The 23,042-nt window shown below is 70.3% G+C and carries 19 protein-coding genes; 3 read left to right on the forward strand and 16 right to left on the reverse strand.

Annotation, left to right across the window (positions count from 1 at the left end; translation table 11 throughout):
- Nucleotides 1–134 precede the first annotated feature (134 nt).
- The 10 genes from ABT186_RS08715 to ABT186_RS08760 form a co-directional block, all read right to left on the reverse strand.
- Complete coding sequence (locus ABT186_RS08715) at nt 135–2,810, reverse strand: glycosyl hydrolase (protein ID WP_351924227.1); 2,676 nt, start codon at nt 2,808–2,810, stop codon at nt 135–137.
- Between the two features lie 231 nt (nt 2,811–3,041).
- On the reverse strand, nt 3,042–4,613 hold the full coding sequence (locus tag ABT186_RS08720; RefSeq protein WP_351924229.1) for a sialidase family protein: 1,572 nt from the start codon (nt 4,611–4,613) through the stop codon (nt 3,042–3,044).
- 144 nt (nt 4,614–4,757) lie between these two features.
- On the reverse strand, nt 4,758–5,939 hold the full coding sequence (locus ABT186_RS08725) for an MFS transporter (protein ID WP_351924231.1): 1,182 nt from the start codon (nt 5,937–5,939) through the stop codon (nt 4,758–4,760).
- 38 nt (nt 5,940–5,977) lie between these two features.
- On the reverse strand, nt 5,978–6,163 hold the full coding sequence (locus tag ABT186_RS08730) for a hypothetical protein (protein ID WP_351233685.1): 186 nt from the start codon (nt 6,161–6,163) through the stop codon (nt 5,978–5,980).
- Between the two features lie 25 nt (nt 6,164–6,188).
- Complete coding sequence (locus ABT186_RS08735; protein WP_351233683.1) at nt 6,189–6,698, reverse strand: O-acetyl-ADP-ribose deacetylase; 510 nt, start codon at nt 6,696–6,698, stop codon at nt 6,189–6,191.
- Nucleotides 6,695–8,104, reverse strand: coding sequence for a phytoene desaturase family protein (locus ABT186_RS08740; protein WP_351233681.1), 1,410 nt, complete (start codon nt 8,102–8,104; stop codon nt 6,695–6,697). The genes ABT186_RS08735 and ABT186_RS08740 overlap by 4 nt, the downstream gene beginning before the upstream one ends.
- Nucleotides 8,105–8,332: 228 nt before the next feature.
- Nucleotides 8,333–9,178, reverse strand: a complete 846-nt coding sequence (locus tag ABT186_RS08745; RefSeq protein WP_351924233.1) for an inositol monophosphatase family protein — start codon at nt 9,176–9,178, stop codon at nt 8,333–8,335.
- Between the two features lie 100 nt (nt 9,179–9,278).
- A complete protein-coding gene (locus ABT186_RS08750; protein ID WP_351233677.1) occupies nt 9,279–11,105 on the reverse strand; it encodes a gamma-glutamyltransferase family protein in 1,827 nt (608 codons plus the stop codon).
- Nucleotides 11,106–11,558: 453 nt separating this feature from the next.
- Nucleotides 11,559–11,852: a hypothetical protein gene (locus tag ABT186_RS08755; protein WP_351233673.1), complete on the reverse strand. Its 294-nt coding sequence runs from the start codon at nt 11,850–11,852 to the stop codon at nt 11,559–11,561.
- A gap of 125 nt (nt 11,853–11,977) precedes the next feature.
- A complete protein-coding gene (locus ABT186_RS08760) occupies nt 11,978–12,619 on the reverse strand; it encodes a TetR/AcrR family transcriptional regulator (RefSeq protein ID WP_351233671.1) in 642 nt (213 codons plus the stop codon).
- Nucleotides 12,620–12,707: 88 nt separating this feature from the next.
- Here ABT186_RS08760 and ABT186_RS08765 point away from each other — a divergent pair, with 88 nt between their 5' ends.
- Nucleotides 12,708–14,216 (forward strand): FAD-dependent monooxygenase, encoded by a 1,509-nt coding sequence (locus ABT186_RS08765; protein WP_502973158.1) that lies wholly within the window; start codon nt 12,708–12,710, stop codon nt 14,214–14,216.
- Between the two features lie 88 nt (nt 14,217–14,304).
- Here the strand turns inward: ABT186_RS08765 and ABT186_RS08770 are convergent, their stop codons facing one another.
- The 3 genes from ABT186_RS08770 to ABT186_RS08780 all read right to left on the reverse strand — a co-directional run bounded on the left by ABT186_RS08770 (nt 14,305) and on the right by ABT186_RS08780 (nt 16,728).
- Complete coding sequence (locus ABT186_RS08770) at nt 14,305–14,859, reverse strand: Uma2 family endonuclease (RefSeq protein ID WP_351924235.1); 555 nt, start codon at nt 14,857–14,859, stop codon at nt 14,305–14,307.
- A 91-nt stretch (nt 14,860–14,950) separates the two neighbouring features.
- Nucleotides 14,951–15,628: a response regulator gene (locus ABT186_RS08775; RefSeq protein ID WP_351233665.1), complete on the reverse strand. Its 678-nt coding sequence runs from the start codon at nt 15,626–15,628 to the stop codon at nt 14,951–14,953.
- Nucleotides 15,625–16,728: a sensor histidine kinase gene (locus tag ABT186_RS08780; protein WP_351233663.1), complete on the reverse strand. Its 1,104-nt coding sequence runs from the start codon at nt 16,726–16,728 to the stop codon at nt 15,625–15,627. Before ABT186_RS08780 ends, ABT186_RS08775 begins: the two co-directional genes overlap by 4 nt.
- A 166-nt stretch (nt 16,729–16,894) precedes the next feature.
- Between ABT186_RS08780 and ABT186_RS08785 the strand changes: the two genes are divergently transcribed.
- Nucleotides 16,895–17,890 carry a carboxymuconolactone decarboxylase family protein gene (locus tag ABT186_RS08785; RefSeq protein WP_351233661.1) on the forward strand — a complete coding sequence of 332 codons (996 nt, stop codon included), beginning with the start codon at nt 16,895–16,897 and terminating at the stop codon, nt 17,888–17,890.
- A gap of 209 nt (nt 17,891–18,099) precedes the next feature.
- Nucleotides 18,100–18,792, forward strand: a complete 693-nt coding sequence (locus ABT186_RS08790) for a hypothetical protein (RefSeq protein WP_351233659.1) — start codon at nt 18,100–18,102, stop codon at nt 18,790–18,792.
- Between the two features lie 27 nt (nt 18,793–18,819).
- On the opposite strand, the gene ABT186_RS08795 is transcribed toward ABT186_RS08790, so the two are convergent.
- The 3 genes from ABT186_RS08795 to hydA form a co-directional block, all read right to left on the reverse strand.
- A complete protein-coding gene (locus ABT186_RS08795; RefSeq protein ID WP_351233657.1) occupies nt 18,820–20,346 on the reverse strand; it encodes an NCS1 family nucleobase:cation symporter-1 in 1,527 nt (508 codons plus the stop codon).
- Nucleotides 20,347–20,515: 169 nt separating this feature from the next.
- Nucleotides 20,516–21,535, reverse strand: coding sequence for a TIGR03842 family LLM class F420-dependent oxidoreductase (locus ABT186_RS08800; protein ID WP_351233655.1), 1,020 nt, complete (start codon nt 21,533–21,535; stop codon nt 20,516–20,518).
- Between the two features lie 11 nt (nt 21,536–21,546).
- The gene (gene hydA / locus ABT186_RS08805) at nt 21,547–22,950 is read right to left on the reverse strand and encodes a dihydropyrimidinase (RefSeq protein WP_351233653.1); all 1,404 of its coding nucleotides are present in this window, start codon (nt 22,948–22,950) and stop codon (nt 21,547–21,549) included.
- Nucleotides 22,951–23,042 lie beyond the last annotated feature (92 nt).

The following is a 23,042-nucleotide window of genomic DNA, read 5'->3' on the forward strand; positions in this document are numbered from 1 at the left end:
GCCGCGCCGCCCTCTCGGCCGGGGCGGTGGGTGGGGGGGGTTCTCCGGGGTGGGGGGGCGCGCGGGGGGGGGGGGGGGCGGCCGGGGCGGGCGCCCCCCCCCCCCCGCCGCCGTATCACAGGGATCGACCGTGGTCAGTCGTTACGGCCCTTGAAGCGCCGTACGTCGAAGGACCAGATGCCGCGCCCGTGGGTGGCGGCGTACAGCTTCCCGTCCGGGCCGAGGCGCAGTTGCATCACGGCCGTGCTGGGCAGGTTGTGGCCCAGGACCTGCCACTGGGTGGCGCCGGCCGGCCGGTAGAAGGTGGCCAGGTCGGTGCCGAGGGCGAGGCCGCCGTTCGGGAGGAGCTTCACCGTGTTGGCAGGGACGTCGGGAAGGTTGGCCGAGATGTCCGTCCAGTCGGTGCCGCCGTTCTTCGACTCGAAGATGTGGCCGACGCCCGCACCGGGGCCTTCGGTCCACTTGCGGGAGAAGCCGTTGACAGCCACGTACACATGCTGGGCGTTCGCCGGGTCGACGTCGAAGCCGGAGATGTAGCGGTTCGGGATGGTCCCGTCGACCGGCAGGCTGAGCTGGTGCCAGCCGGTGCCGTCGGCGTTGCCGACGGCGATGCCGCGGGTGAAGCCCTGGTTGTTGCAGGGCCCGCACCAACCGACGTACACCGTGCCGCCCGACGATGCCACGGCGGTGGCCACATGGCCGTCACCGAGGTCGTAGGCGCTCTTCCACTCCGCGCCGGAGCGGATCGCGAAGCCCTTGGTCTGCACCCACACGTGCCGGCCACCGGCCACCCAGGTGTTGGTGTCCTTGGCGTCGGCGGCGATCGGGGCGATGAAGCGGGCGCCCGCGCCGCCCAGGTCCTTGTCCGGCGGGGCGACCTCGAACTCGGTGGCCTTGGACGGGTCCGTGGACCACGAACCGTCGTTGACACCGCAGTTCTGGGTGACCCACATGTCGAGGTAGACGTACTCCTCAGCGATGTTGCAGCCGTTGGCGGGGTCGGCGATGGTGTCGCCGCCGTCCCCTCCGAAGTTGGAGCCCATGACCTTGTCCCGGCCGCGCAGGATCGACTGTCCGTTGTCCTGCAGACCGCCGGTCACCGAGACCCCGCCGTAGGTGAGGTCCTTGCCGACGCCCACGGAGTAGTACTGCAGGGTGTCGAGGGTGCCGTCGCTCAGGGACTGCCAGTCCTTGGCGTGGCCGCCGGAGTCGACCGCGCCGTTCAGCGGGCGCCGGTAGATACCGCCGTCGTTGCCGACGTAGGCCCAGGTCCTGCCCTTGTAGCTGCCGATCGCGACCGCGTGCTGGTCGGAGTGGGTGGTCGGCGAGCAGTCACCGGTCTGCTTGGCCGGATCGATGCTCCAGCAGGGGAAGGGGAAGTTCCAGTACGGGCCCGGTGTGATCCAGCTCTGGCCGCCGTTCTTGGTCTCGAAGACCTCTTCAAGACCGAGGTAGACGTGGTCGGCGTTGGCCGGGTCGACCTGGAGGAACTGGTTGTACCAGGACTGGATGCCCGGCATGTAGCCCGCGCCCTGAAGCGCGGATCCGGACGCCTTCAGCTTGGTGTAGTCCGCGATCAGCGTCCACGGCCCGAACGGCGAACCGTTCTTCGACACGTACACGCCCTTCAAGCCGCTGTCCGGGTTGGCGGCCATCTGCGCCGGCGACTGGTCGACGGCGTACAGACGCGAGCCGTCCGCCGCCGCGGCGAACGTCATGTTGCCGACATCATCACTGCTGGTGGGCAGGTCCCCGAGCCCGCTGACCGGCTTCCAACTGCCGTCGCCCTGCTTGGCGTACAGCCCGTTGTAGGTGTCGCCGCCGCGCCAGCCGACCGCGAGCAGGACCTTGTTCGGGTCCTTCGGGTCGACGGCGACGTCGTTGGCGATGTTCTTGTACGGTGCGCTCGGGTCGGACGCCTTCGAACCGCCCGGCAGATAGTCCGGGTTGGGGGCGAACTCCTGCTTCCACGGCCCGGACAGGGTGGTCGTGGAGTGCGACCACACGCCGGTGCTGGTCGCCGCCCACACCTTGGTGCCGGCGAACCGCAGTGCGTGGATGACGGTGGACTCCAGTTCGGCACCGCCCACCCGGTCGCCGGGCTGGAACTGCCCGTGACGTGGATCCTTCAGCACGTAGACGCCCGTACCCACGAAGGACGTTGCCCCGGTGTTGGACTCGCCCGTGGCGTACCAGAGCCGCTTCTGGCTGTCCAGGGAGAGGGTTCCCGTCGACAGGGACGGCAGCTTGTCGGAGATCGGCTTCCAGTGGCCGCCGCCGGTCGTGGACCGGAAGACGCCGCCGTTCGCGCCACCCGCGTACACATAGCCCTGGTCGTCGGCCGCGATCCCGGTGATCCTGCCGGTCACATCGCCCGCGCCACCGCTGGAGTTGGAGTTCACATCGCGGTAGCGGGGGTCGTCGGAGTTGTACGCCTTCTTGGTGACATGGTCCCAGCTGCCGCGCGTGTGCCGCATCGATTGCAGCTGCTGCCAGGCTGCCCCGTAGGCGCCGGGTGCGACCACACCGGGCGCGGTGCGCGCCTCGGTGAACTGGGCCGTGGCTTCGGCGGAGTTCTCGGCCTCGTCGGCGCCGTCGTCTTCGCCCTCGGACGCGGCGAACGCGGACATTCCATGGCCCGCGTGCACCGCCTTGACGTGCTGACGGCCTACGGTGGCCTGGTGCCGCGCCTGCCAGGGCCGGGGTCTGATGTCGGTCGACGCCGCGAACGACTGGGTGCTTACCAGTCCGAATGCGGCGGCCACGACGGTGCAGGTGATGAACCGTCGCTGATGCCGTTGGGGCGTCATGCCCTCTCCTCCCTGCACCGGGCATATGGGGGTGTCCCGGCGCAGGAGGGATCTTGGCGTGACCACAACAGTCACACCAAGGGATCACAGGAAAAATGGCGTGGAGTTTACGTTTGCCGCTCATTCAGCCATGAACTTCCCTCTGATCAGGGCTATGTGGGGCTGAAGGCCCTGGGATTGGCCCAGGGCGTGGCCGGTACGAGGGCGGAGTTCAGCCCGGGCAGGCTCTGGTCACCGGATGACCCGGTGCGGCTGAGCCGCCCGGAGGGCAGTCGCGCGTGGCGTGGCCGTGGCCGCCGCCGCGAAGGGGCCGTAGCCCGTGGTGGGGAACAGCCCGCTGTAGGCGTCCGTGGAGTCCTGCGGCGCGTTGTCATTGGTCTCGACGAACAGCGGCCGTACGGCGAAGGGGCCGTCGGCTGCGAGGCCCTCGTAGTCGCCGAGGAAGTGGCCCCACCCGGCGTAGGGGGCCTGGAGCCAGTCGAAGACGCGGGAGATGCGGCGCTCGGTGGGGTGGTTCTCGGCGCCGCGCGGGAAGGTGAGCAGCCATGCGGCGGTGGGCAGAGTGGTGGTGTTCCCGGCCGTGAGGTACCGCAGGTCGTAGTAGGTGAGCGCGACCGTGCCGCGGGCGTCCACGCTGATGGAGGGTGTGAAGGCGGGTGCGGTGGCGACCTGGTTGACCCTCGTCGGAGCGGACCAGGTGCGGCCGCCGTCGGTGGAGTGGGTCAGTTCCACGGAGTTGTAGGCGCCGCCGCTGAAGTCCGAGCCCTCGTAGGCGACATACAGCTCACCGGTGTGCGGGTCGATGGCGACGTTCGGCAGGTCGCCGCCCGCCCGCAGGGCCTTGGTCGAGTCGCCGGGGGCGTTGGGGTCGACCTCGCTGACGGCCGTGTCCTTGGCGACGGTGACGGGCTTGCTCCAGGTGCGGCCCTCGTCGGTCGACTTGGCAATGCCGAAGTGCAGGTCGGTGGGCGTGAAGGTGCCGGCGGTGTAGTCGATGTCGTACGTCTGCCAGTCGAAGACGTCGTAGAGGGTGTCGGTACGCGGGTCGACGACGATGACGTTGCCGATGGTCTGCGAGTGGGGGACGACCGAGGTGTCCACGAACGGGCGGGCCGTGGACCAGTGGCGCCCGCCGTCCCGGGTGATGGAGATGTAGCCGGGTCCGTCGTAGACCTTGGCGGAGTCGTCCTCGTCGATACGGTCCCAGACCTGGTAGGCGACTCCGGGATGGACCGGGTCGGCGGTGACGGAGTTCTTGTCGTCGGTGAACTGAGCCTGCGTGTCGTCGATCAGGGGGACGGTGTGCGTCCAGGTGCGCCCTCCGTCGTACGACGTCGAGGCGGCCACGCCGTTGCGCGCGTCGGTCGAATCGAACACCAACCCGCTGGCATAGACCGTACCGTCGGGGCCGGTACTCACCCAGCCGTCGGACGCGCGCTGGTAGTTGAGCCCGCCCGACGCGCAGTGCGTGAACGGGAGCGGGGTCTCGGTGAAGTACCGCCCGTCGTGGGAGTACGTGGCGGTCAGGCCGCGTGCGCCGCCGTTGGACCAGCGGTCCTGCTGGAAGATGCCGACCGTGTTGCGTGGGTCGAGCGGGCTTGCGGTGACGTACGGTTCGTCCTCCGCCGAGGGGTAGTTGGTGCCGCTCCCGTCGCCGCTGATGTCACAGGCGGCGTAGGGGTCACCGGGCGAGACCAAGTGGACCGGCTGACTGTCGCTCGCCGCGGCGGAACTGTCCACGGCGGCCACCAGCAGGAACGCAGCCGCGGCGGCTACGAAAGACGCTCTTGTACGTGTGCGCATGGCGATTCCCCAACTCCCCGAACAGCGGTCCGACTTGGGCTGTGCTGGCGCGTGTGCGGTCCCCGTGTCGACGGGACATGGGTCGCCTGACGAGGCTAACGCGGCGCCATACAAAGGAAGTTGGCAGCTGCGGTCAAGGACGCGTCAATTAAGGTCCGCCTCAGGGCTGTCACTGGTGGCCTGCCGGGAGCGGCCGAGGGCGGAGAGGGCGGCGGCCAGGACGAGGGCGGCGGCGCCGGACACCAGGAGCGGGACATGCCCGTCGGCGCCCCAGGCGAGCCCGGCCCACAGGCCGGCGAGGAGAACGGCGGCGCCGGTGGCGCCCTGGTAAAGGCCCTGCGCCGTGCCCTGTTGGCGGTCGGGGACGAGGGTGGAGATCCAGGCTTTGCCGACCCCGTCGGTGCAGGCTGCGAATCCGCCGTACAGGGGCAGAACCACGAAGACCAGCCAGGGCGCATGGATGAGGCCGAGGCCGAGGTAACCGACGGCGAAGAAGATCAGACCCGCCGCGAACACGAGCGGGCGGGGCAGTCGGTCGGACAGGGCTCCGGCAGGGTAGGCCAGGGCAGCGTAGGCGAGGTTGTAGACCGCGTACGCGCCCACCACTCCCGCCGTGGACAGGCCCAGATCGTGGGCACGCAGGAGGAGCAGGGCGTCGGGGAAATTGACCAGGTTGAAGACGAGCAACAGGGCCAGGACGCGCCAGTACGGGCCGGGCAGGGAACGCCATGGAGTGCCCGCGGCCTTCGCCGACGCGTTGCCCGCCCGGCCCGGGTCGCGGACGGCGGCGACCAGGGCGACCGAGGCGACGGCCGGGATCACCGCGATCCAGAACAACGGCCGCAGACGGTGGTCGAGCGCCTCGTACAGCGCCAGGCCGGCAAGCGGGCCCACCACGGCACCCGCGGTGTCGGCGGCCCGGTGCAGCCCGAACACCTTGCCGCGCTGCCCGTTCGGGATGCCGTCCACGAGGAGGGCGTCGCGTGGTGCGCCGCGCATACCCTTGCCGAGTCGGTCGACCACCCTTGCCACCAGCACCATTGGCCACACGGTGGCGAGGGCGACGAGCAGCTTGCCGAGCGCGGCCAGCCCGTAGCCCACGCCGATGAGCGGCCGACGCGAGAAACGGTCGGCGAGGTGTCCCGCGGCGACCTTGGTGACCGAGGCGGCGCCCTCGGCCAGGCCCTCGATGGCACCGACCACGGCGGGCGGGGCGCCCAACACCATGGTCAGGAAGATCGGCAGGATCGGGTAGAGCAGTTCGCTGGCGGCGTCCTGGAGGAAGGACACCCCGCACAGCACTTTGACGTTGCGGGTCAGCCACACCGGACGGCCTGCTGACGAAGGTGTAGCCGTGGGCCCGTTCACGGGTGAAGGACCTCCAGGATCCGGTCGAGCGCCGAGGCGGCGTCGACCAATACGAGTGCCGTTGCGCCGACCATGAACGCGGCCGGCACGGTGGCGCTGTGCCGGCTTTCGGGGCGTGCGCCCAGGAGGGCACGCACCCGGGCGGTCACCTGATGGCGCAGGGGCCAGTGTGCCTCAGGCAACAACGGACATCCGAACCGGGTTCCGTCAGCGAAGCTGCTCGGCGAACGCCTCGTAGGCCCGCTCGTCGAAGAGGACGAACAGGACCTCCTCGACGTCGGTGACCGCCTCCCGCACGGTCTCGACCGCGATCCGTGCGGCGTCCTCCATCGGCCAGTGATAGACGCCCGTGGAGATGGCCGGGAACGCCACGCTACGGGCGCCGAGTTCGTCGGCGACCCGCAGGGACTCGCGGTAGCAGGAGGCCAGGAGCTCCGAACGGTCCTCCCCTTGGGAGAACACGGGACCCACAGTATGGATGACCCAGCTCGCGTCGAGTTCGCCCGCCGTGGTGGCGACCGCCTGGCCGGTGGGCAGGCCCTTGCCATAGTGGGAGGCGCGGAGTCTGCGGCAGTCCTCGAGGATCGCCGGGCCCCCGCGCCGGTGGATCGCGCCGTCCACGCCTCCGCCGCCGAGCAGCGAGGAGTTGGCCGCGTTGACGATCGCATCGGCGCTCTGCCGGGTGATGTCCCCCTGGACCAGGGTGATGGTGGTCATGTCTGTCTCAGCCTCCTCCACACGGCCTTCGCCGCGTTGTGCCCGGACATGCCGTGCACGCCGGGGCCCGGCGGGGTCGCCGACGAGCAGATGAAGACGGCCGGGTGCGGGGTGCTGTACGGGAACAGGGACGGTCTGGGGCGCAGCAGGACCTGGAGCCCGGACACCGCGCCGGTGGCGATGTCGCCGCCGACGTAATTGGCGTTACGGGCGGCCAGTTCGGGTGGGCCGGCGGTGGCGCGTGCGAGGACGCGGTCTCGGAAACCCGGTGCGTAGCGCTCCAGTTGGCGTTCTATGGCGTCGGTGAGATCTCCCCTCCAGTTGTTCGGCACATGGCCGTACACCCAGAAGACCTGCTTGCCGGCAGGGGCCCGGGTGGGGTCGGCAACGCTGGGCTGCACGGTGATGAGGAACGGCGGATCGGGCGCGCGGCCCTCCCTGGACGCGGCGCGCAGGGCGGTGCCGATCTCCGCGCTGTTCGCCCCGATCTGCACGGTGCCGGCGACGCGGGGCTCCTTCGCGGTCCATGGCACCGGGCCGTCCAGCGCGTAGTCGACCTTGAAGACGCCGGGGCCGTACCGATACCCCTCGTAGTACCTGCCGAAGCCGGCGATCCGGGCCAGGGCGGTGGGCGAGGTGTCGAAGACGTACGCGCGCGCCGGGGGCAGGTCGTCGAGGCGCTTGACCTCGTAGTCGGTGTGGACGGCGCCGCCGAGGTCCTTGAGGTACGCGGCGAGGGCATCCGAGATGGACTGGGAGCCGCCGCGGGCCACCGGCCAGCCGCGGGCGTGCGCCGCCAGCGCGAAGACCAGGCCGATCGCGCCGGTGGCGACGCCGCTGAGCGGGGCCATCACATGCGCGACGAGCCCGGCGAACAAGGTCTTCGCCCGCTCGTCGCGGAAGCGGCGCATCAGCCAGGTCGACGGGGGCAGGCCGACGAGCCCGAAGCGGGCCAGAGTGACCGGGTCGCGGGGCAGCGCGGTCAGGGGCAGGGACATGAAGTCCCGGGCCAGCGTGTCCCAGCGGCTCAGGAAGGGCTCGACCAGCCTGCGGTAGGCCCCCGCGTCCCGCGGTCCGAACGAGGCGGCCGTCTCGGCCACGGACCGGGACAGCACCGCGGCCGTGCCGTCCCGGAAGGGGTGGGCCATCGGCAACTCGGCGTGCAGCCACTCCAGGCCGTACCGCTCCAGGGGCAGTGCCCGGAACGCGGGCGAGTTGATGCCGAGGGGGTGGGCCGCGGCGCACGGGTCGTGCCGGAAGCCGGGCAGGGTCAGCTCCTCGGTGCGGGCGCCGCCGCCGATGGTCCCGCGTGCCTCGAAGACGGCCACGGAGAAGCCTCGGCGGGCCAGCTCCACGGCAGCTGTCAGTCCGTTGGGCCCCGCTCCCACCACGACTGCATCGAGCATCGACGGCACCTTCGGACTCCTTCGTCAGCCGACGGCCACTGGGGATCAGGATATGCCGGGGGACTGACAGCCCTGGGGCGCGGGGGGCCGCCGCCGGGTGAGGAGAAGATTCCGCTTTTCCCCCTCGGAACAGGGCGTTTCCGTGCCGCAGGAGGGTGGCTTCCATGCCGGAGTACGGGAGCCTGCGGTTCCGAGGAGGGGGAGCTTGCGGTGCGGAGCAGGGCGGTGTCAGGCCTTGCCCGACAGCAGCTCCACCACCCGGCGGGCCGTGGCCTCGTCCCGGGCCGCGGTGAACGGCAGGACGTTGCCGCCCGTGATGCGGAACGGTTCACCCGTCAGCGTGAGGTGCACGCCGCCCGCCTCCTCGACCAGGAGGAGCCCCGCCGCGTGGTCCCAGGCCGCCTCCCAGGAGAAGGCCGTGGCGTCCAGCTCGCCGCGGGCGATGTGCAGGTACTCCAGGCCCGCCGAGCCGCAGAAGCGCGGATGGACACCCTCCGTCTGCAGACCGAGAAGCGCGCGCTTCTGCTCGTCCGTCGTGTAGTAGGGGTGGGACGTGGCCACCTCCAGGTCGCGGCCGGGCGCGGGCGAGCCGGAGTGCAGGCGCTCGCCGTCGAGGAACGCGCCCCCGCCCCGGATCGCCGTGGCCATGTGGTCCAGGGCCGGTGCGAACGTCCACGAGGCGTGCACGACGCCGCCCTGGGCGAGGGCGACCATCGTGCAGAATCCGGGGTCTCCGTGGACGAACTGCCGGGTGCCGTCGACCGGATCGACGATCCAGACGGGCGCCTCGCCCCGTACCGCCTCATACGTCACGGGGTTGGCGTGGACCGCCTCCTCGCCCACCACGACCGAGCCGGGCAGCAGCTTGGCGAGCGCCTCGGTGAGATAGGCCTCGGCCTTGCGGTCGGCGTCCGTGACCAGGTCGTGCGGGCCGCTCTTCTCGTCGATCTCGTGCGCGGCGAGCTGGCGGAAACGCGGCATGATCTCGGTGGCGGCCGCCTTGCGCACGGCCTCCTCCACGTCGGACGTGCCGTGGGCGAGAAACTCGTCGATGGTTTCGATGTCTACGATCATTCCTCCATGAGAGCATGCGCCACTGACAATCCCCGCCGTGCCGGTGTACTCAGGGTGGAATCGGCATGAATTGGGGGCTTCGCGGCCCGAGGCGGCAGGTTCAGCGTCCGACCGCGTACCCCTGCATCCCGCGCGGGTTCGCCGCCGCCGAGAGCACGCCCGTCTCCGGGTCCCGGGCGACCGCGCACAGCCGCCCCTCGGACCAGGCCTCTCCGACCGTCACGTCATGGCCGCGCCGGCGGAGCTCCTCGACGACCCCGGGGTCCGTGCGGGACTCGACGGTGACGCTGCCGGGGCGCATGCCGCGCGGGTAGAAGGAGCCGGGGAAGCTGTCGTTGTGCCAGTTCGGGGCGTCGATGGCGCCCTGGAGGTCGAGGCCCCCGCGGACCGGCGGGCGCAGGGCGGCCGCCAGGAAGAAGTGCAGCTGCCACTGGTCCTGCTGGTCACCGCCGGGCGTACCGAACGCCAGCACCGGCACCCCGTCACGCAGGGCGATCGAGGGGGTGAGCGTGGTGCGGGGCCGGCGCCCCGGCGTGAGGGAGTTCGGCAGGCCCTCGTCGAGCCAGGTCATCTGGAGCCGGGTGCCGAGCGGGAAGCCCAGCTCGGGTACGACCGGGTTGGACTGCAGCCAGCCGCCGCTGGGCGTGGCCGCGATCATGTTGCCCCAGCGGTCGACGACATCGAGATGGCAGGTGTCGCCGCGGGTGGCGCCGTCGGCGGCGACGTCCGGTTCGCCCGGCACCGGGGACGCGGGGCTCTTCGCGACCGTCGGTTCGCCGACGCCCATGGGGTCGAAGCCGGGGTCCTCGACGGCCACCACGCGCGCGTACTCGCTCATGCGCGGGACGCGCCCGCCAGGGGCTCCGGGTCGCAGCTCGTACGACGCCTTGTCGCCGATCAGGGCGCGCCGCCCGGCGTTGTACGTGTCCGACAGCAGCTCGTCGAGGGGCACCTCGGCCGCGTCCCCGTACCAGGCCTCACGGTCGGCCATGGCCAGCTTGCAGCCCTCGATCAGCAGGTGCACGTAGTCCGCGGTGCCGTACCGCGGCAGCTCGGGCGGGAGGAGGGCGAGCTGCTGCAGCAGGACCGGCCCCTGGCTCCAGGGGCCCGCCTTGCACACGGTCCAGCCGTTCCAGTCGTACGTCGCCGGGGCCTCGTAACCGGCGGTCCAGGCGGTCAGGTCGGCGGCTGTCAGGGTGCCGCTGTGGCGCTCGCCGCTGGTGTCCATGGTGGGCCGCCGGGCCTGCCGGACCAGCGCCTCGGCGATGAACCCGGACCGCCACACCTCGCGTGCCGCGTCGATCTCGGCCTCCCGGTCGCCCGCCCCGGCGACCTCGGCGAGCAGTCGCTTCCAGGTGGCGGCCAGCGCGGGATTGCGCAGCAGCTCACCGGGGCGCGGTGCCCTCCCGCCGGGCAGATAGACCGCGGCCGACGAGGTCCACTCCGTCTCGAACAGCTCGCGTACGCTCTCGACGGTCTCGCCGACGCGCTCCACGGGCGCGTGCCCGTGCTCGGCGTAGCCGATGGCGTACTTCAGGACATCGGCGAGGGGCTTGGTGCCGTGGTCGCGCAGCAGGAGCATCCAGGCGTCGAACGCACCCGGGACGGCCGCGGCAAGCGGCCCGGTACCGGGTACGAGATCCAGACCCAGTCCCCTGTAGTGGGCGATCGTGGCTCCCGCGGGCGCGACGCCCTGTCCGCACAGCACCCGCACCGCGCCGCCCGCCGGGGCGAGGAGGATCGGGACCTCGCCTGCGGGTCCGTTCAGATGCGGCTCGACCACATGCAGCACAAACGCCCCCGCCACGGCCGCGTCGTACGCGTTGCCGTCATCCTCCAGGACGGCCATCGCCGACTGCGAGGCCAGCCAGTGGGTGGAGGACACCATGCCGAAGGTGCCCTGGAGGGTGGGGCGGGTGCTGAACATATGGCCTCTCACCTCGCTGTTTCCGTGCATCGGCCAAACCGGTCGGCGCTCGGGACCGGTCCTGGGGAGAATCCGGGGAGTTCGGGCAGGAGCTCTCCCCCGTCCGCTCCCCAGGCAGGCTACCGATCGGGCCCCGCCCCGCGCCGGGAGGTGGGCGGCGCCGTATGGCGGTTGGTGCCGCCTGTTCGAAGAACTTCATGGCCATGAAGCCGTGCGCATAGCTGCCGCCCGCACGCAGTGCCGCCGCGATCCTGGTGGTCTCCGCCAGTTTCCGCCTGGGTCGCAGCCGCGGAGTGCGCGGCCCTTTTTCGTGTGCACTTCGATGCAGTACGCCCACTGCGTGGTCAGTGCCACGGCCACGGAGCGGTCGCCCCCGCCGTCGTGCGCACCCCGAGCGGAGTCGACGTCCACGCACCCTCGCAACACAGGCCATTGCCACTGCAGCCGCATCGGTCACTCTGTATCGATGTCGGGCTGGATCTCCACGGTGAAGGCCGCGTCCTCGGGGCCGTCGCCTTCCTCGTCCTCCCAGACGATCACGCGCACATGCCTCTGCCCGGTGCCGCGCACCTCCCACTCGGTCACCAGGTCGGTGATGACGAGGGCGGCGACGTACTCGGCGGCCTCTTGGGGACCGTCGGTGGTGACGGTCCCGCGCCACCGCTCGGGACGGCCGCCGTAGGGGCGCCAGCCCCGCGAGCCATGCGGCTCGTCAACCCGGTACACCCAGCCCTTCTCGGTGCCCATGGCACCGATCCTTCCACTCGAGGAGCACTGCGCGCAGCTTCGGATCGACGCCCATCAGCGCGGGTCGACCGGCTGAAAAAGCTGCTCCGAAGGCATCATCGAGCCGGCTGCTCGGGCGCCCGGAGTCACTGCTCCGGGGTCAGGTGCCCCAATCCGTTCTCCAGCAGCGCGAACGCATGTTCCGCATCAGCCACCGCACCTGCATGGCGCGCGTCGGCCGACTCCCCGTACGCAAGGCGATCGGCGTTGTCCTGTGCCAGCGCCCAGTGGACCCCGACGATCTGGACGGCAGCAAGCCGCGCGGTGAGTTCCGGAGTGTCCGCCGTTTCCTGCAATGCCTTGGCGAGTGCGCGTTCGGCGCCGGTCTTGAACCGTTCCATCCGGGCCACCAGTGAGGGCGCGTCGAGGATCATGCGGTGGAGCCTGCGCACCTGGGGGTGGTCGTTGAGCCCGGTGATCGGATCACGCTCGCTCAGCCCCTTGAGGAAGTGCTCGCGCACTGCGGTCAGCGGGGCGGTGCCGGGCGGGCGGGCCCGCACAACGCGTGCGATTTCGGTCTCATGGTCGGCCAGGCGATGTACCACGAGGTCTTCCTTCGCCGGGAAGTAGGCGAAGAGCGTCCGTTTGGAGACTTCGGCCGCCTCGGCCACCTGGGCCACCGAGACCTGGTTGAAGCCGTGTTCGAGGAACAGCGCGATCGCCGCATCGGAGATCGCTGCGTGGGTCCGCTGCTTCTTTCGTTCCCGTAGCCCTGGCTTGCCGTCCACGGCGTCCACCGTAGCAGACCGCTTCCCCGAGTATATTTCTGCACCTGGTATATATTTACCCCCGGGCGAGAGATGAGACGGAGTGAGGGTGTTGGCCGAGATCGGGACTGAGGTCGTTGTCGCGGGCGCCGGCCCGACGGGACTGGTGCTGGCGTACGAACTGGCTCTGGCCGGGGTCGAGACCCTGGTGCTGGAGAAGCTGTCCCAGCGCATCGAGCAGGTGAAGGGTGGCGGGGTTCAGCCCCGTACCGCTGAGCTGCTGGACTCGCGCGGGCTGCTGGAGCCGTTGCTGAAGCGGGCCATGCCGCGTGATCCGGTGGGCGGGCATTTCGCGGCCCTGCCCGTGCCCTTGGACTGCGCTCCCTGGCGAACCAGGCACCCTTTCCCGATCGCGATCGCTCAGTGGGAGATCGAGGAAGTGCTCGAGGAGCGGGCGATCGCCGCCGGCGCGCGGGTTCTGCGCGGCACTGCCGTCTCAGGGGTCGCGTCGGACGACGACGGTGTGGTCGTGACGGCGGGCGGTCTGCAGGTGCGGGCTCGCTACCTGGCGGCGTGCGACGGCGGCCACAGTACGGTGCGGAAACTGCTCGGGCTGCCGTTTCCCGGTAGGCCCGGGACTCACCAGGCGGTGTTGGCCGACATCCGCCTGTCCGCCGTTTCGTCGCTGGTGCCGCAGCAGATGGGGCATATGAGCAGCCTGACCCGTCATGCGGGCGGTTACTGGGCCATGCTGGTCCCTCTCGGCGGCGACCGGTACCGGTTCACCTTCGGGCGTGCGGACCAGGCGGACACCACCGCCGACATCCCCGTCACCCCCGAGGAGATCACTACCGCACTGCAGGCCGTGTACGGCCATGAGACCACCCTCGGCGCCGTGGACAACTCTTCGCGGTTCACGGACGCCACTCGCCAACTGGAGCACTACCGCGCGGGCCGTGTCCTGTTCGCGGGCGACGCCGCGCACATCCACCCGCCGCTGGGTGGCCAGGGTCTCAACCTCGGCATACAGGACGCGTTCAACCTCGGCTGGAAACTGGCCGCGGCCGTGAGGGACCGGGCGCCGAGCGGCTTGCTGGACAGCTACCACGCCGAACGGCATCCGGTCGGAGCCCAGGTCCTGCACCACACGTCGGCGCAACGGGTCCTGGCCGATCCGAACCCGAGCGAGGACGTGGCCGCCCTGCGTGACATCTTCATCGACCTGCTGCGGCTGCCCGACACCAACCGCCATCTCGCAGGACTGATGTCCGGCCTCTCACTGCGCTACGAGCTGTCCGGGGAACATCCGCTCACGGGGCAACGCATGCCGGACGCCGACCTGATCACCGAAGCCGGCCCCGCCCGGCTGTCGACGCTGTTCGGCTCGGGGCACGCCGTCCTGCTCGATCTGGCCGGAACCGTCCCGGCCGACCTCCGGCTCCCGCCACGAGTCGACCTCGTCCGGGCCACATGCACCGACGATTTGGGCGCTGCCGCCCTGCTCATCCGTCCCGACGGCTATGTCTGCTGGGCTGCGGACAGCTCCGCCGCCTGCGGCGATACCCTGCTCGCCAGCCTGCTCTCCGCAATCGCAGGCAATCTTGGGCAGGTGCACTGAGGCCGGGTGCCCGCCAAGACGCGACTGCATTCACGCGATCGGTGGCCCATCCGCACGGCCTGGCCGCTCGGAGCCCGACAGGCGATCTTCAGAACTCCGAGGTGTCGATCTCCAGGCCGAAGGGGACGGGCAGGGGTACGGGCGTGCCGAAGGGCAGCGGGCCTTTGACCTCGGTGTAACCGAGCCGTCCGGGAGCGGTGTAGAGCGTGCAGGAACGTTCCTGACGGTCGACGAGCAGATAGAGCGGGGCGCCGTATTCCGCACAACGCTTCCGTTTGACGATGCGGTCGGTGTCGCCATTGCTTTCCGAAGTGACCTCGACGATCAGTAGCGTCTGGCCGGGCACCAGGGCACCGGTGCCTTTGGTGACTTCTCTCGGTACAACGGCCAAATCCGGCACGTACCAGTTGCTCGTCCCCGGCAGGTCCAGATTGCCGGAACCAGCGCTACAGCCCAGCCTGTCCAGCGCTGGTACAAGCTGTCGACGGATCTGATCCGCAACGCCCTCGTGATCCCAAGACGGCACCAACTGTTGGATGACCCCCTCGACGATCTGCACCCGGTCACCCTGGATGTGCTGGATCGCGTACTTGAGTGCTGTTTCGGGGTCGGCCACAGCACATGTATGCGGTTGAGTGCTCATCGGTTCTCCGTCGGACATCGTGTCTGCAGCATGACCACCGTTCCCGGTCTACCGCAATCCGTCACGCCCCCAGGTCGATCCCGAACGCAGATCACCCCAACCGGTGACCCTCACCCCGCGGAGCCACCAGCCCCGACTCGAAGGCGAAGACCACCAGCTGCGCCCGGTCCCGCGCACCCAGCTTCGTCATTGCCCGGCTGATGTGGGTCTTGGCGGTGAAGGGGCTGATGACCATGTGCGCGGCGATCTCCTCGTTGGTCAGGCCGCGGGCGGCCAGCGCCGTGACCTCGCGTTCGCGGCGGGTCAGGCACTCCAGGCCGGGGGCGGTGGTGCGGTCCGGGGGCCGCGACACGAACTCGCCGATCAGGGTGCGGGTGACCGACGGGGACAGCAGGGCCTCGCCGCGTGCAACCACCTCGATGGCCTGCAACAGGTCCGCGGGCTCGGTGTCCTTCAGCAGGAAGCCGCTCGCGCCCGCGCGCAGCGCCTCGAAGACGTACTCGTCCAGGCCGTAGTTGGTGAGGATCACCACGCGGACGGGCGCCAGCGCCGGATCGGCGGCGATCCGTCGGGTCGCCTGGATACCCGTCATCACCGGCATCTGCACATCGATCAGCGCGATGTCCGGGACCTCGGCGCGCACGAGCGCCAGCCCCTGCTCGCCGTCCGCCGCCTCGCCGACCACCTCGATGCCCTCCTCGGCGTCCAGCAGGGCCCGGAACCCGGCTCGCATCAGTGCCTGGTCGTCGACGAGCGCCACCCTGATCATCCCGGCTCACCCCACGGCAACCGCGCCCGCACCGAGAAGCCGCCCGCCGCGCGCGGGGCGGCGTGCAGCGTGCCGCCGAGGGCCGTCACGCGTTCACGCATGCCGGTGAGTCCGGTGCCCGGCGCCGGAGGGCGAGCCGGGTCGGCGGTGCCGTCGTCGTCCACCCGTATCGTCAACTCCTCCTCGCCGTAGTCGAGTCCGACGCACACCTTCGCCCCTCCCGCGTGCCGTACCGCGTTCGTGAGGGCCTCCTGGACGATGCGGTACACGGCACGGTCGACCGTCGCGCTCAGGGGGCGCTCGTCGCCGGTCACCGTCAGTTCGGCGGCGAGGCCCGCCGCGCGGGCGCGCTCAACGAGCTGGGCCGGTGTACCCGTCGGCCCGTCGGTGCGCAGTACCTCCAGCGTGCCGCGCAGCTCCCGCATCGCCTCGCCACTCGCCTCCTGGATGGCGAGCAGCGCGGGCGGCACCTCCTCGCCGCGCTTGCGGGCGAGATGGACCGCAACACCCGCCTGGAGCTTGACGATCGAAATGCTGTGCGTGAGGGAGTCGTGCAACTCCCGTGCTATGCGGAGGCGTTCCTCGCCCGCGCGGCGCAGGGCGGCCTCCTCACGGGTGCGTTCCGCCTCCAGGGCGCGCTGTTCGGTCTGGCGCAGATACGCCTGCCAGTTGCGGTCGGCCAGGCCCGTCACCACCGCGCACAGGAACCAGCCGGCGAGCAGTGCGGCGCGCTCCACCACGTCCTGGGTGGCGGGGCCCGTCGCCACGTACCCCGCGAGGTACACGACGCTCGCCGCGCCCGCGAGGCCGCGGTGCCCCGCGCGGGAGGCCGTGTGCACGGCACCCAGGACAGGGAGGGCGGCCACCGGCCCCGGGTGGGCGTGCAGCACGTATGCCGTGCCGGTTGCCGTCGCCACCGCCAGCACCGCACGCGGGGCCGCGCGGTAGCACCCGAGGGCGGCCGAACCCAGCACGATGAGACCGTAGTCGACGGCGGTGGTGTCCCTGTCGAAGGCGGCCGCGATCACGACGAGGGCACCGACGACGACCGCAAGGGCCGCGTCGGCGAGAAGCCTGCGTGTGACCGGGTGCCCGCTCATGCCCGCACAGTAGACCGCCGCACCGACACCGTCTTCAGCCCTGTGGACGGCTCCCCGACTACTCCCGGCGCAGTAGTTCCGGCCGTGGCGGGCTCCGACGCCGTAACCTCGACTTCCTTCACCCGTACGACGACTGGGCGCACCCCCGAAGCGCACCCTGCTGCACATGTCCACACCATTCCGCTACACCAGGCCTCTGCCGCCCAAGTCGGCGACCGGCCGCGTCGCCGAGGTCTACGCGCAGATCTCCCGTGATTTCGGCATCGACCGGCCGCCCACTTTCGTGGTGCTCTCGTCCGCGCCGGAGATCCTCGCCCCGGCCTGGGCCTTGATGCGCGAGTCGCTGATCGCGGGCGCCGGCAGCCGGACCGGCAAGGAACTGGCCGCCCTCGGGGTGTCGCTCGCCAACAAGTGCCCGTTCTGCGTGGACGCGCACACCATGCTGCTGCACGCCACAGGGGACCACGCGCTCGCCGAGCGGCTGGCCCGCGGGGAGAGGCCACAGAACGAGGAACACGCGCGCGTACTCGACTGGGGCCGGGCGACCCGCGTCCCGGGCGCCGTCCTGGAGCCGTATCCCTTCCCGAGCGAGCACGCCCCCGCCTACCTGGGCAGCGCATTCGCCTTCCACTTCATCAACCGCATCGTCTCGGCCCTGCTGACCGAACAGCTCCTGCCGGGAAACGCCCAGCGGTTCCGGGCCGTACGGAGCATCGCCGGCCGCGCGGTCGCCAGGACCGTACGCAGGCCTGCCACGCCCGGCGCAGCGCTGGCCCTGCTCGACGGCCCCGGCCCGGCACCGGCGTGGGCGGCCGGGACGACCGTCGGCCCCGCCTTCGCCGCACTGCGCTCGGCCGCCGCGGCCGGCGCGGGCCTCCTCGACGCGGACGACCAGGCCCTCGTCCGGGAAACCCTGCGGACCTGGGACGGGGCGCACCCGCCCGTCGTCCTGCGCGGATTCCCGCACCGCCGGGAGCGGCCGGCGGCCCGTCTGGCCCTGCTGGCGGCCCTCGCGCCGTACCGCATCACGGAGGAGGACGTGGCCGCCTGGCGGCGGCCCGAGCACACCGATCACTGTCTCGTCCACCTCGTCGCTTTTGGGGCATTCGCGGCAGTCGACCGGATCGAGTCGGCACTGCACCTCCCGGCGGCGAGGGCATGAGGGACACACAACTGCGGGGACAACTTCGGGGACAACTGTGCGGACAACTGCGGGGACATAAAGGGACACACAGCCCGTCAACAGCGGTCCCCCTGTCACCGCGCAGGTACGGAGCGAGTTCACCCTTCCGCCCCACAGGGAGTCATGTGACACTGGCGTCCCGTCCGCAGTGTGGACTCCCTCCGCACCGTCCCCCACGAAAGTGCGCTGTGCAGTCTCTACCTCTGCCACTCGCCCTGACCGCGCGCCTGACGCCGGTCGTCGTGCTCGCCTCGGCGGGCTGGGCCCTGTCGTCCGGGCCGCTCGCCGCGGCCCCGACCACCGGCCATAAGACCGCACAAGAGGGACAGAGCACGCAAAGCGCTCAGAACACCGGCGCCGCCTCCGCGCCTTCGACGTCGGCCGGGGCCAAGGCATACGGCACCGCGCCCGAACCATGCACCAGCCTCTCCGAGGCGACGATCAAGTCCCTGGTCCCGGGCGCCAAGACGGCAGGACAGGAGATCCCCTCGACGGACAGGTCGATCCGGCGCACCTGCTCCTGGAACGCCCTCAAGGGCTACGACTACCGGTGGCTCGACGTGTCCTTCGAGATCATGGACTCGGACGCGACGGCGCAGAAGTCCTACACGCAGCGCACGACGGAGAAGAGCGGCGGAGGGGCCGTTCCAGGTCTCGGCGACTCGGCCTACTCCGTCGTGAACCTCACCACCGAGGACAAGCAACAGACCCGCGAGGGAGTGGTGATGGTCCGCACCTCCAACGCGCTGGTGGTCGTCACGTACAACGGCAGTGACTTCGAGACGAAGAAGGCACCCGGTACGGACGAGATCAACAAGGGCGCCATCAAGGCCGCCAAGGATGCGGTGGCAGCGCTGAAGGACGGTCAGCAGAAGAGCTGACCGTCCTCCGCACGCTCGGCCGAGCAGTCAGACGGTGGCCTTCTCCCGGCCCCGCAGCAGCATCAGCACCAGGTACACCACCATCGACGTGCCCAGGCCCACCGCCCAGCCGTAGTCGGCGAGCGACTTGAGAGCCGGGATGGGACGTCCGTCGATCAGCGGGTGGAAGTCCGCGCCGCCGATCGCCAGGACGCCGCCGGCAACGAAGGCCACGACGGCCCGCCAGTTCCAGCCTCCCGCATACCAGTAGCGGCCGCCCGCGCGGTACAGATCGGTCAGGTCGAGGGAGGCCCGGCGCAGCAGCCAGTAGTCGGCGATGAGAATGCCGGCGACCGTGCCGAGCAGACCGCCGACCAGGCCGAGCCAGGTGAAGATGTAGCCCTGCGGGTCGGAGTACAGCTTCCACGGGAAGATCAGCACACCGAGCACACAGGTGGCGAGGGCGCCGGTGCGGAAACTGATCTTCTGGGGCGCGATGTTGGAGAAGTCGAACGCCGGCGAGACCAGGTTGGCCGCGATGTTCACGGACAGGGTGGCCACCAGCACGGTGACCAACGCGTAGAGCAGACCGACCACGTTGTCCGTCTTGGCGGCCAGCTGTACCGGGTCCCAGATCGGCTTGCCGTACACGGCCTGCGAGCCCGAGGTGACCAGCACCGACAGGAAGGCGAAGAGGGTCATCGTGGTCGGCAGGCCGAGTGCCTGGCCCCAGGTCTGGGCCTTCTGGCTCTTGCCGTAGCGCGTGAAGTCCGGAATGTTCAGCGACAGCGTGGACCAGAAGCCGATCATGCCCATGAGGGAGGGCCAGAACAGCTTCCAGAAGGCGCCGCCCCAGCCGAGCTTGGACGGCTGGTCGAAGAGCGGGCCGAGGCCGCCGGCCTTGCTGCTCATCCACCACAGCATCACAAAGGCGCCGACGAGCACGAAGGGCGCCGCCCAGTTCTCGAAGCGGCGGATGGTCTCCATGCCCCGGTAGATGATGGCTACCTGGATCACCCAGAAGATCGCGAACGACAGCCACATCGTCCAGGCGTAGCCGCCGACAGTGGACGCGTTCGTCCAGCTGTCGCCGATGAGCTTGCCCGCGAGGAAGTAGATCGCCTCGCCGCCGATCCAGGTCTGGATGCCGAACCAGCCGCACGCGACCAACGCCCGTACCACGGCGGGCAGGTTGGCGCCCCGCACACCGAAGGAGGCGCGGGCGAAGACGGGGAACGGAATGCCGTACTTGGGGCCCGCGTGCCCGGTGAGCAGCATCGGGATCAGCACGATCACATTGGCCAGGGCGATGGTGAACACCGCCTGCTTCCAGTCCATGCCGACGGCGATCAGACCGGAGGCCAGGGTCCAGGAGGCCGTGTTGTGGGCCATGCCGACCCACAGCGCCGAGAAGTTGTACGTGGTCCAGGTGCGCTTGTTGACCGGGACCGGGAGCAGGTCCTCGTTGGCGTACGGACCGCTGGGCAGCGGGGAGCCCGGGGCGATCTCCACACGCCCGTCGGGAAGGGTGACTTGGGCGGACACAGGTATGGCCGTGGGAGCGGTGTCGGTCATGGGCAGGCCCATCGTGAGGCGGGACGGGAAAGGCCGTGCGGGTGGCGGCGCCGATGGGGGGTGCGCCCCGGTGGACGAATCAACTGGAGCGCCCTGGGCCCCCTTCCCGGGAGAGCGGGAAGGGGACGAGCGGGGAGGGGGGAAGGCGGGTCGGATGACCCTCTGTGCGCTAGCCGTTGACGGCCGGGATGACCTGGCTCCCGTACGCGTCGATGACGGCTTCCTGTGCGTCGTGCATGTCGTAGACGGCGAACTGGTCGACGCCGAGCTCGCGCAGTGCGGTCAGCTTCTCGATGTGCTTCTCGACCGGGCCGATGATGCAGAACCGGTCGACGATCTCGTCGGGTACGAACTCGGTGTCGGGGTTGCCGCTGCGCCCGTGGTGGGCGTAGTCGTAGCCCTCTCGGGCCTTGATGTAGTCGGTGAGTTCATCGGGTACCGCGACGGAGTGCTCGCCGTACTTGGCGACCAGGTCGGCGACGTGGTTGCCGACCATGCCGCCGAACCAGCGGCACTGCTCACGGGCGTGGGCGAGCGCCTCGGGCGAGTCGTCCTCGGTGACGTACGCCGGGGCGGCGACGCAGATCTTGACGTCGGACGGGTCACGTCCGGCGGCCACGGCCGCGTCCTTCACCGCCTTGACCATGTACTCGGTCAGATACAGGTCGGCGAGCTGGAGGATGAAGCCGTCGGCCTCCTCGCCGGTCATCTTCAGGGCCTTGGGGCCGTACGCGGCCATCCAGACCGGGAGTTCGGCGCCGGGCTTGATCCACGGGAACCTGACGACCGTGCCGCCGAGGTCGGCCTCCTCGCCGCGGCCCAGCGCCCGGATGACCTTCATGGCCTCGCTGATTCGGGCCAGGGTGTTGGGCTTTCGGCCCGCGACGCGCATCGCCGAGTCGCCGCGCCCGATACCGCAGATCGTGCGGTTGCCGAACATATCGTTGAGCGTGGCGAACGTGGAGGCCGTGACCTCCCAGGTGCGGGTGCCCGGGTTGGTGACCATCGGGCCGACCGTCAGCTTCTGGGTGTTCGCGAGGATCTGGCTGTAGATCACGAACGGTTCCTGCCACAGCACGGCCGAGTCGAAGGTCCAGCCGTAGCGGAAACCGTTGCGCTCGGCCCGCTTCATCAGGCTGATGACACGCGAGGCCGGCGGGTCGGTCTGCAGGACGAGTCCGAAGTCCATGTGCTCCGCTCCTAGTTGAGGTACTGACAGGTGGAGCGGGGGGTGTAGACGCCATGGCCTGCGTGCCCGGTGTACTCCCGCTCGGTGATGACGGGCTCGCCGCGCGAGAGGACGGTCTCGACCCGGCCGGTGATGCGCTTGCCCTCGTACGCCGAGTAGTCGACGTTCATGTGGTGCGTCCCGACGGAGAGGACCTGCTCGGCGTGCGGGTCGTAGATGACGACGTCGGCGTCCGCGCCGGGCGCGATGGTGCCCTTCTTCGGGTAGAGGCCGAACATCCGGGCCGGGGTGGCGCAGGCGATCTCGATCCACCGGCGGCGCGAGATGTGTCCGTCGACAACGGCCTGGTGCAGCAGGTCCATACGGTTCTCGACGCCCGGCAGACCATTGGGGATCTTGGAGAAGTCGCCCCGGCCCAGCTCCTTCTGGCCGACGAAGCAGAAGGGGCAGTGGTCGGTGGAGACCACCTGGAGGTCATTGGTGCGCAGGCCCCTCCACAGGGCCGCCTGGTGCTCCTTGGGCCGCAGCGGGGTGCTGCACACGTACTTCGCGCCCTCGAAGTCGGGCTCGGCAAGGTTGTCGGTGGACAGGAACAGATACTGCGGGCAGGTCTCACCGAAGACGTTGAGCCCCTCGTCGCGCGCCTTGGCCAGCTCGGCGACCGCCTCCTGTGCCGATACGTGCACGACGTACAGGGGCGCCCCGGCCACCTGGGCGAGCTTGATGGCGCGGTGGGTGGCCTCGGCCTCCAGCAGGGCCTTGCGGACCTCGCCGTGGTAGCGCGGGTCGGTCTCGCCGCGGGCCAGCGCCTGCTCGACGAGGACGTCGATCGCGATGCCGTTCTCGGCGTGCATCATGATCAGTCCGCCGTTCTCGGCGGAGCGCTGCATGGCGCGCAGGATCTGACCGTCGTCGCTGTAGAAAACGCCGGGGTACGCCATGAACTGCTTGAAGGAGGTGACACCCTCCTCGACCAGCAGATCCATCTCCTTTAGCGTCTCCTGGTTCACATCGGAGACGATCATGTGGAAGGCGTAGTCGATGGCGCAGTTGCCCTCGGCCTTGGCGTGCCAGGCGTCCAGGCCCTCGCGCAGCGTGTGGCCGACGCTCTGCACCGCGAAGTCGACGATCGTCGTCGTGCCGCCCCAGGCGGCGGCCCGCGTGCCGGTCTCGAAGGTGTCGGAGGCGAAGGTGCCGCCGAACGGCAGCTCCATGTGGGTGTGGGCGTCGACGCCGCCCGGGATCACGTACTTGCCGGTGGCGTCTATGGCCCGCTCGGCCGTAAAGGCCTCGGCGGCCGGGGTGCCGGACGCGGCGAGGGCGGCGATGCGGCCGTCCTCGATCAGGACGTCGGCGTGGATCTCGTCGGATGCGGTGATGACGAGGCCACCGCGGATGACGATACGGCTGCTCATGCGCTCTCTACTCCCTCTCCTGCGTGGACGCTCCGCTGGTGCGTGGTACGAAAACTGCGGGTTCGTCGTGGCTGGTCGCGCAGTTCCCCGCA

The sequence above is a fragment of the Streptomyces sp. NPDC001634 genome (assembly GCF_040298185.1).
Lineage (GTDB): Bacteria > Actinomycetota > Actinomycetes > Streptomycetales > Streptomycetaceae > Streptomyces.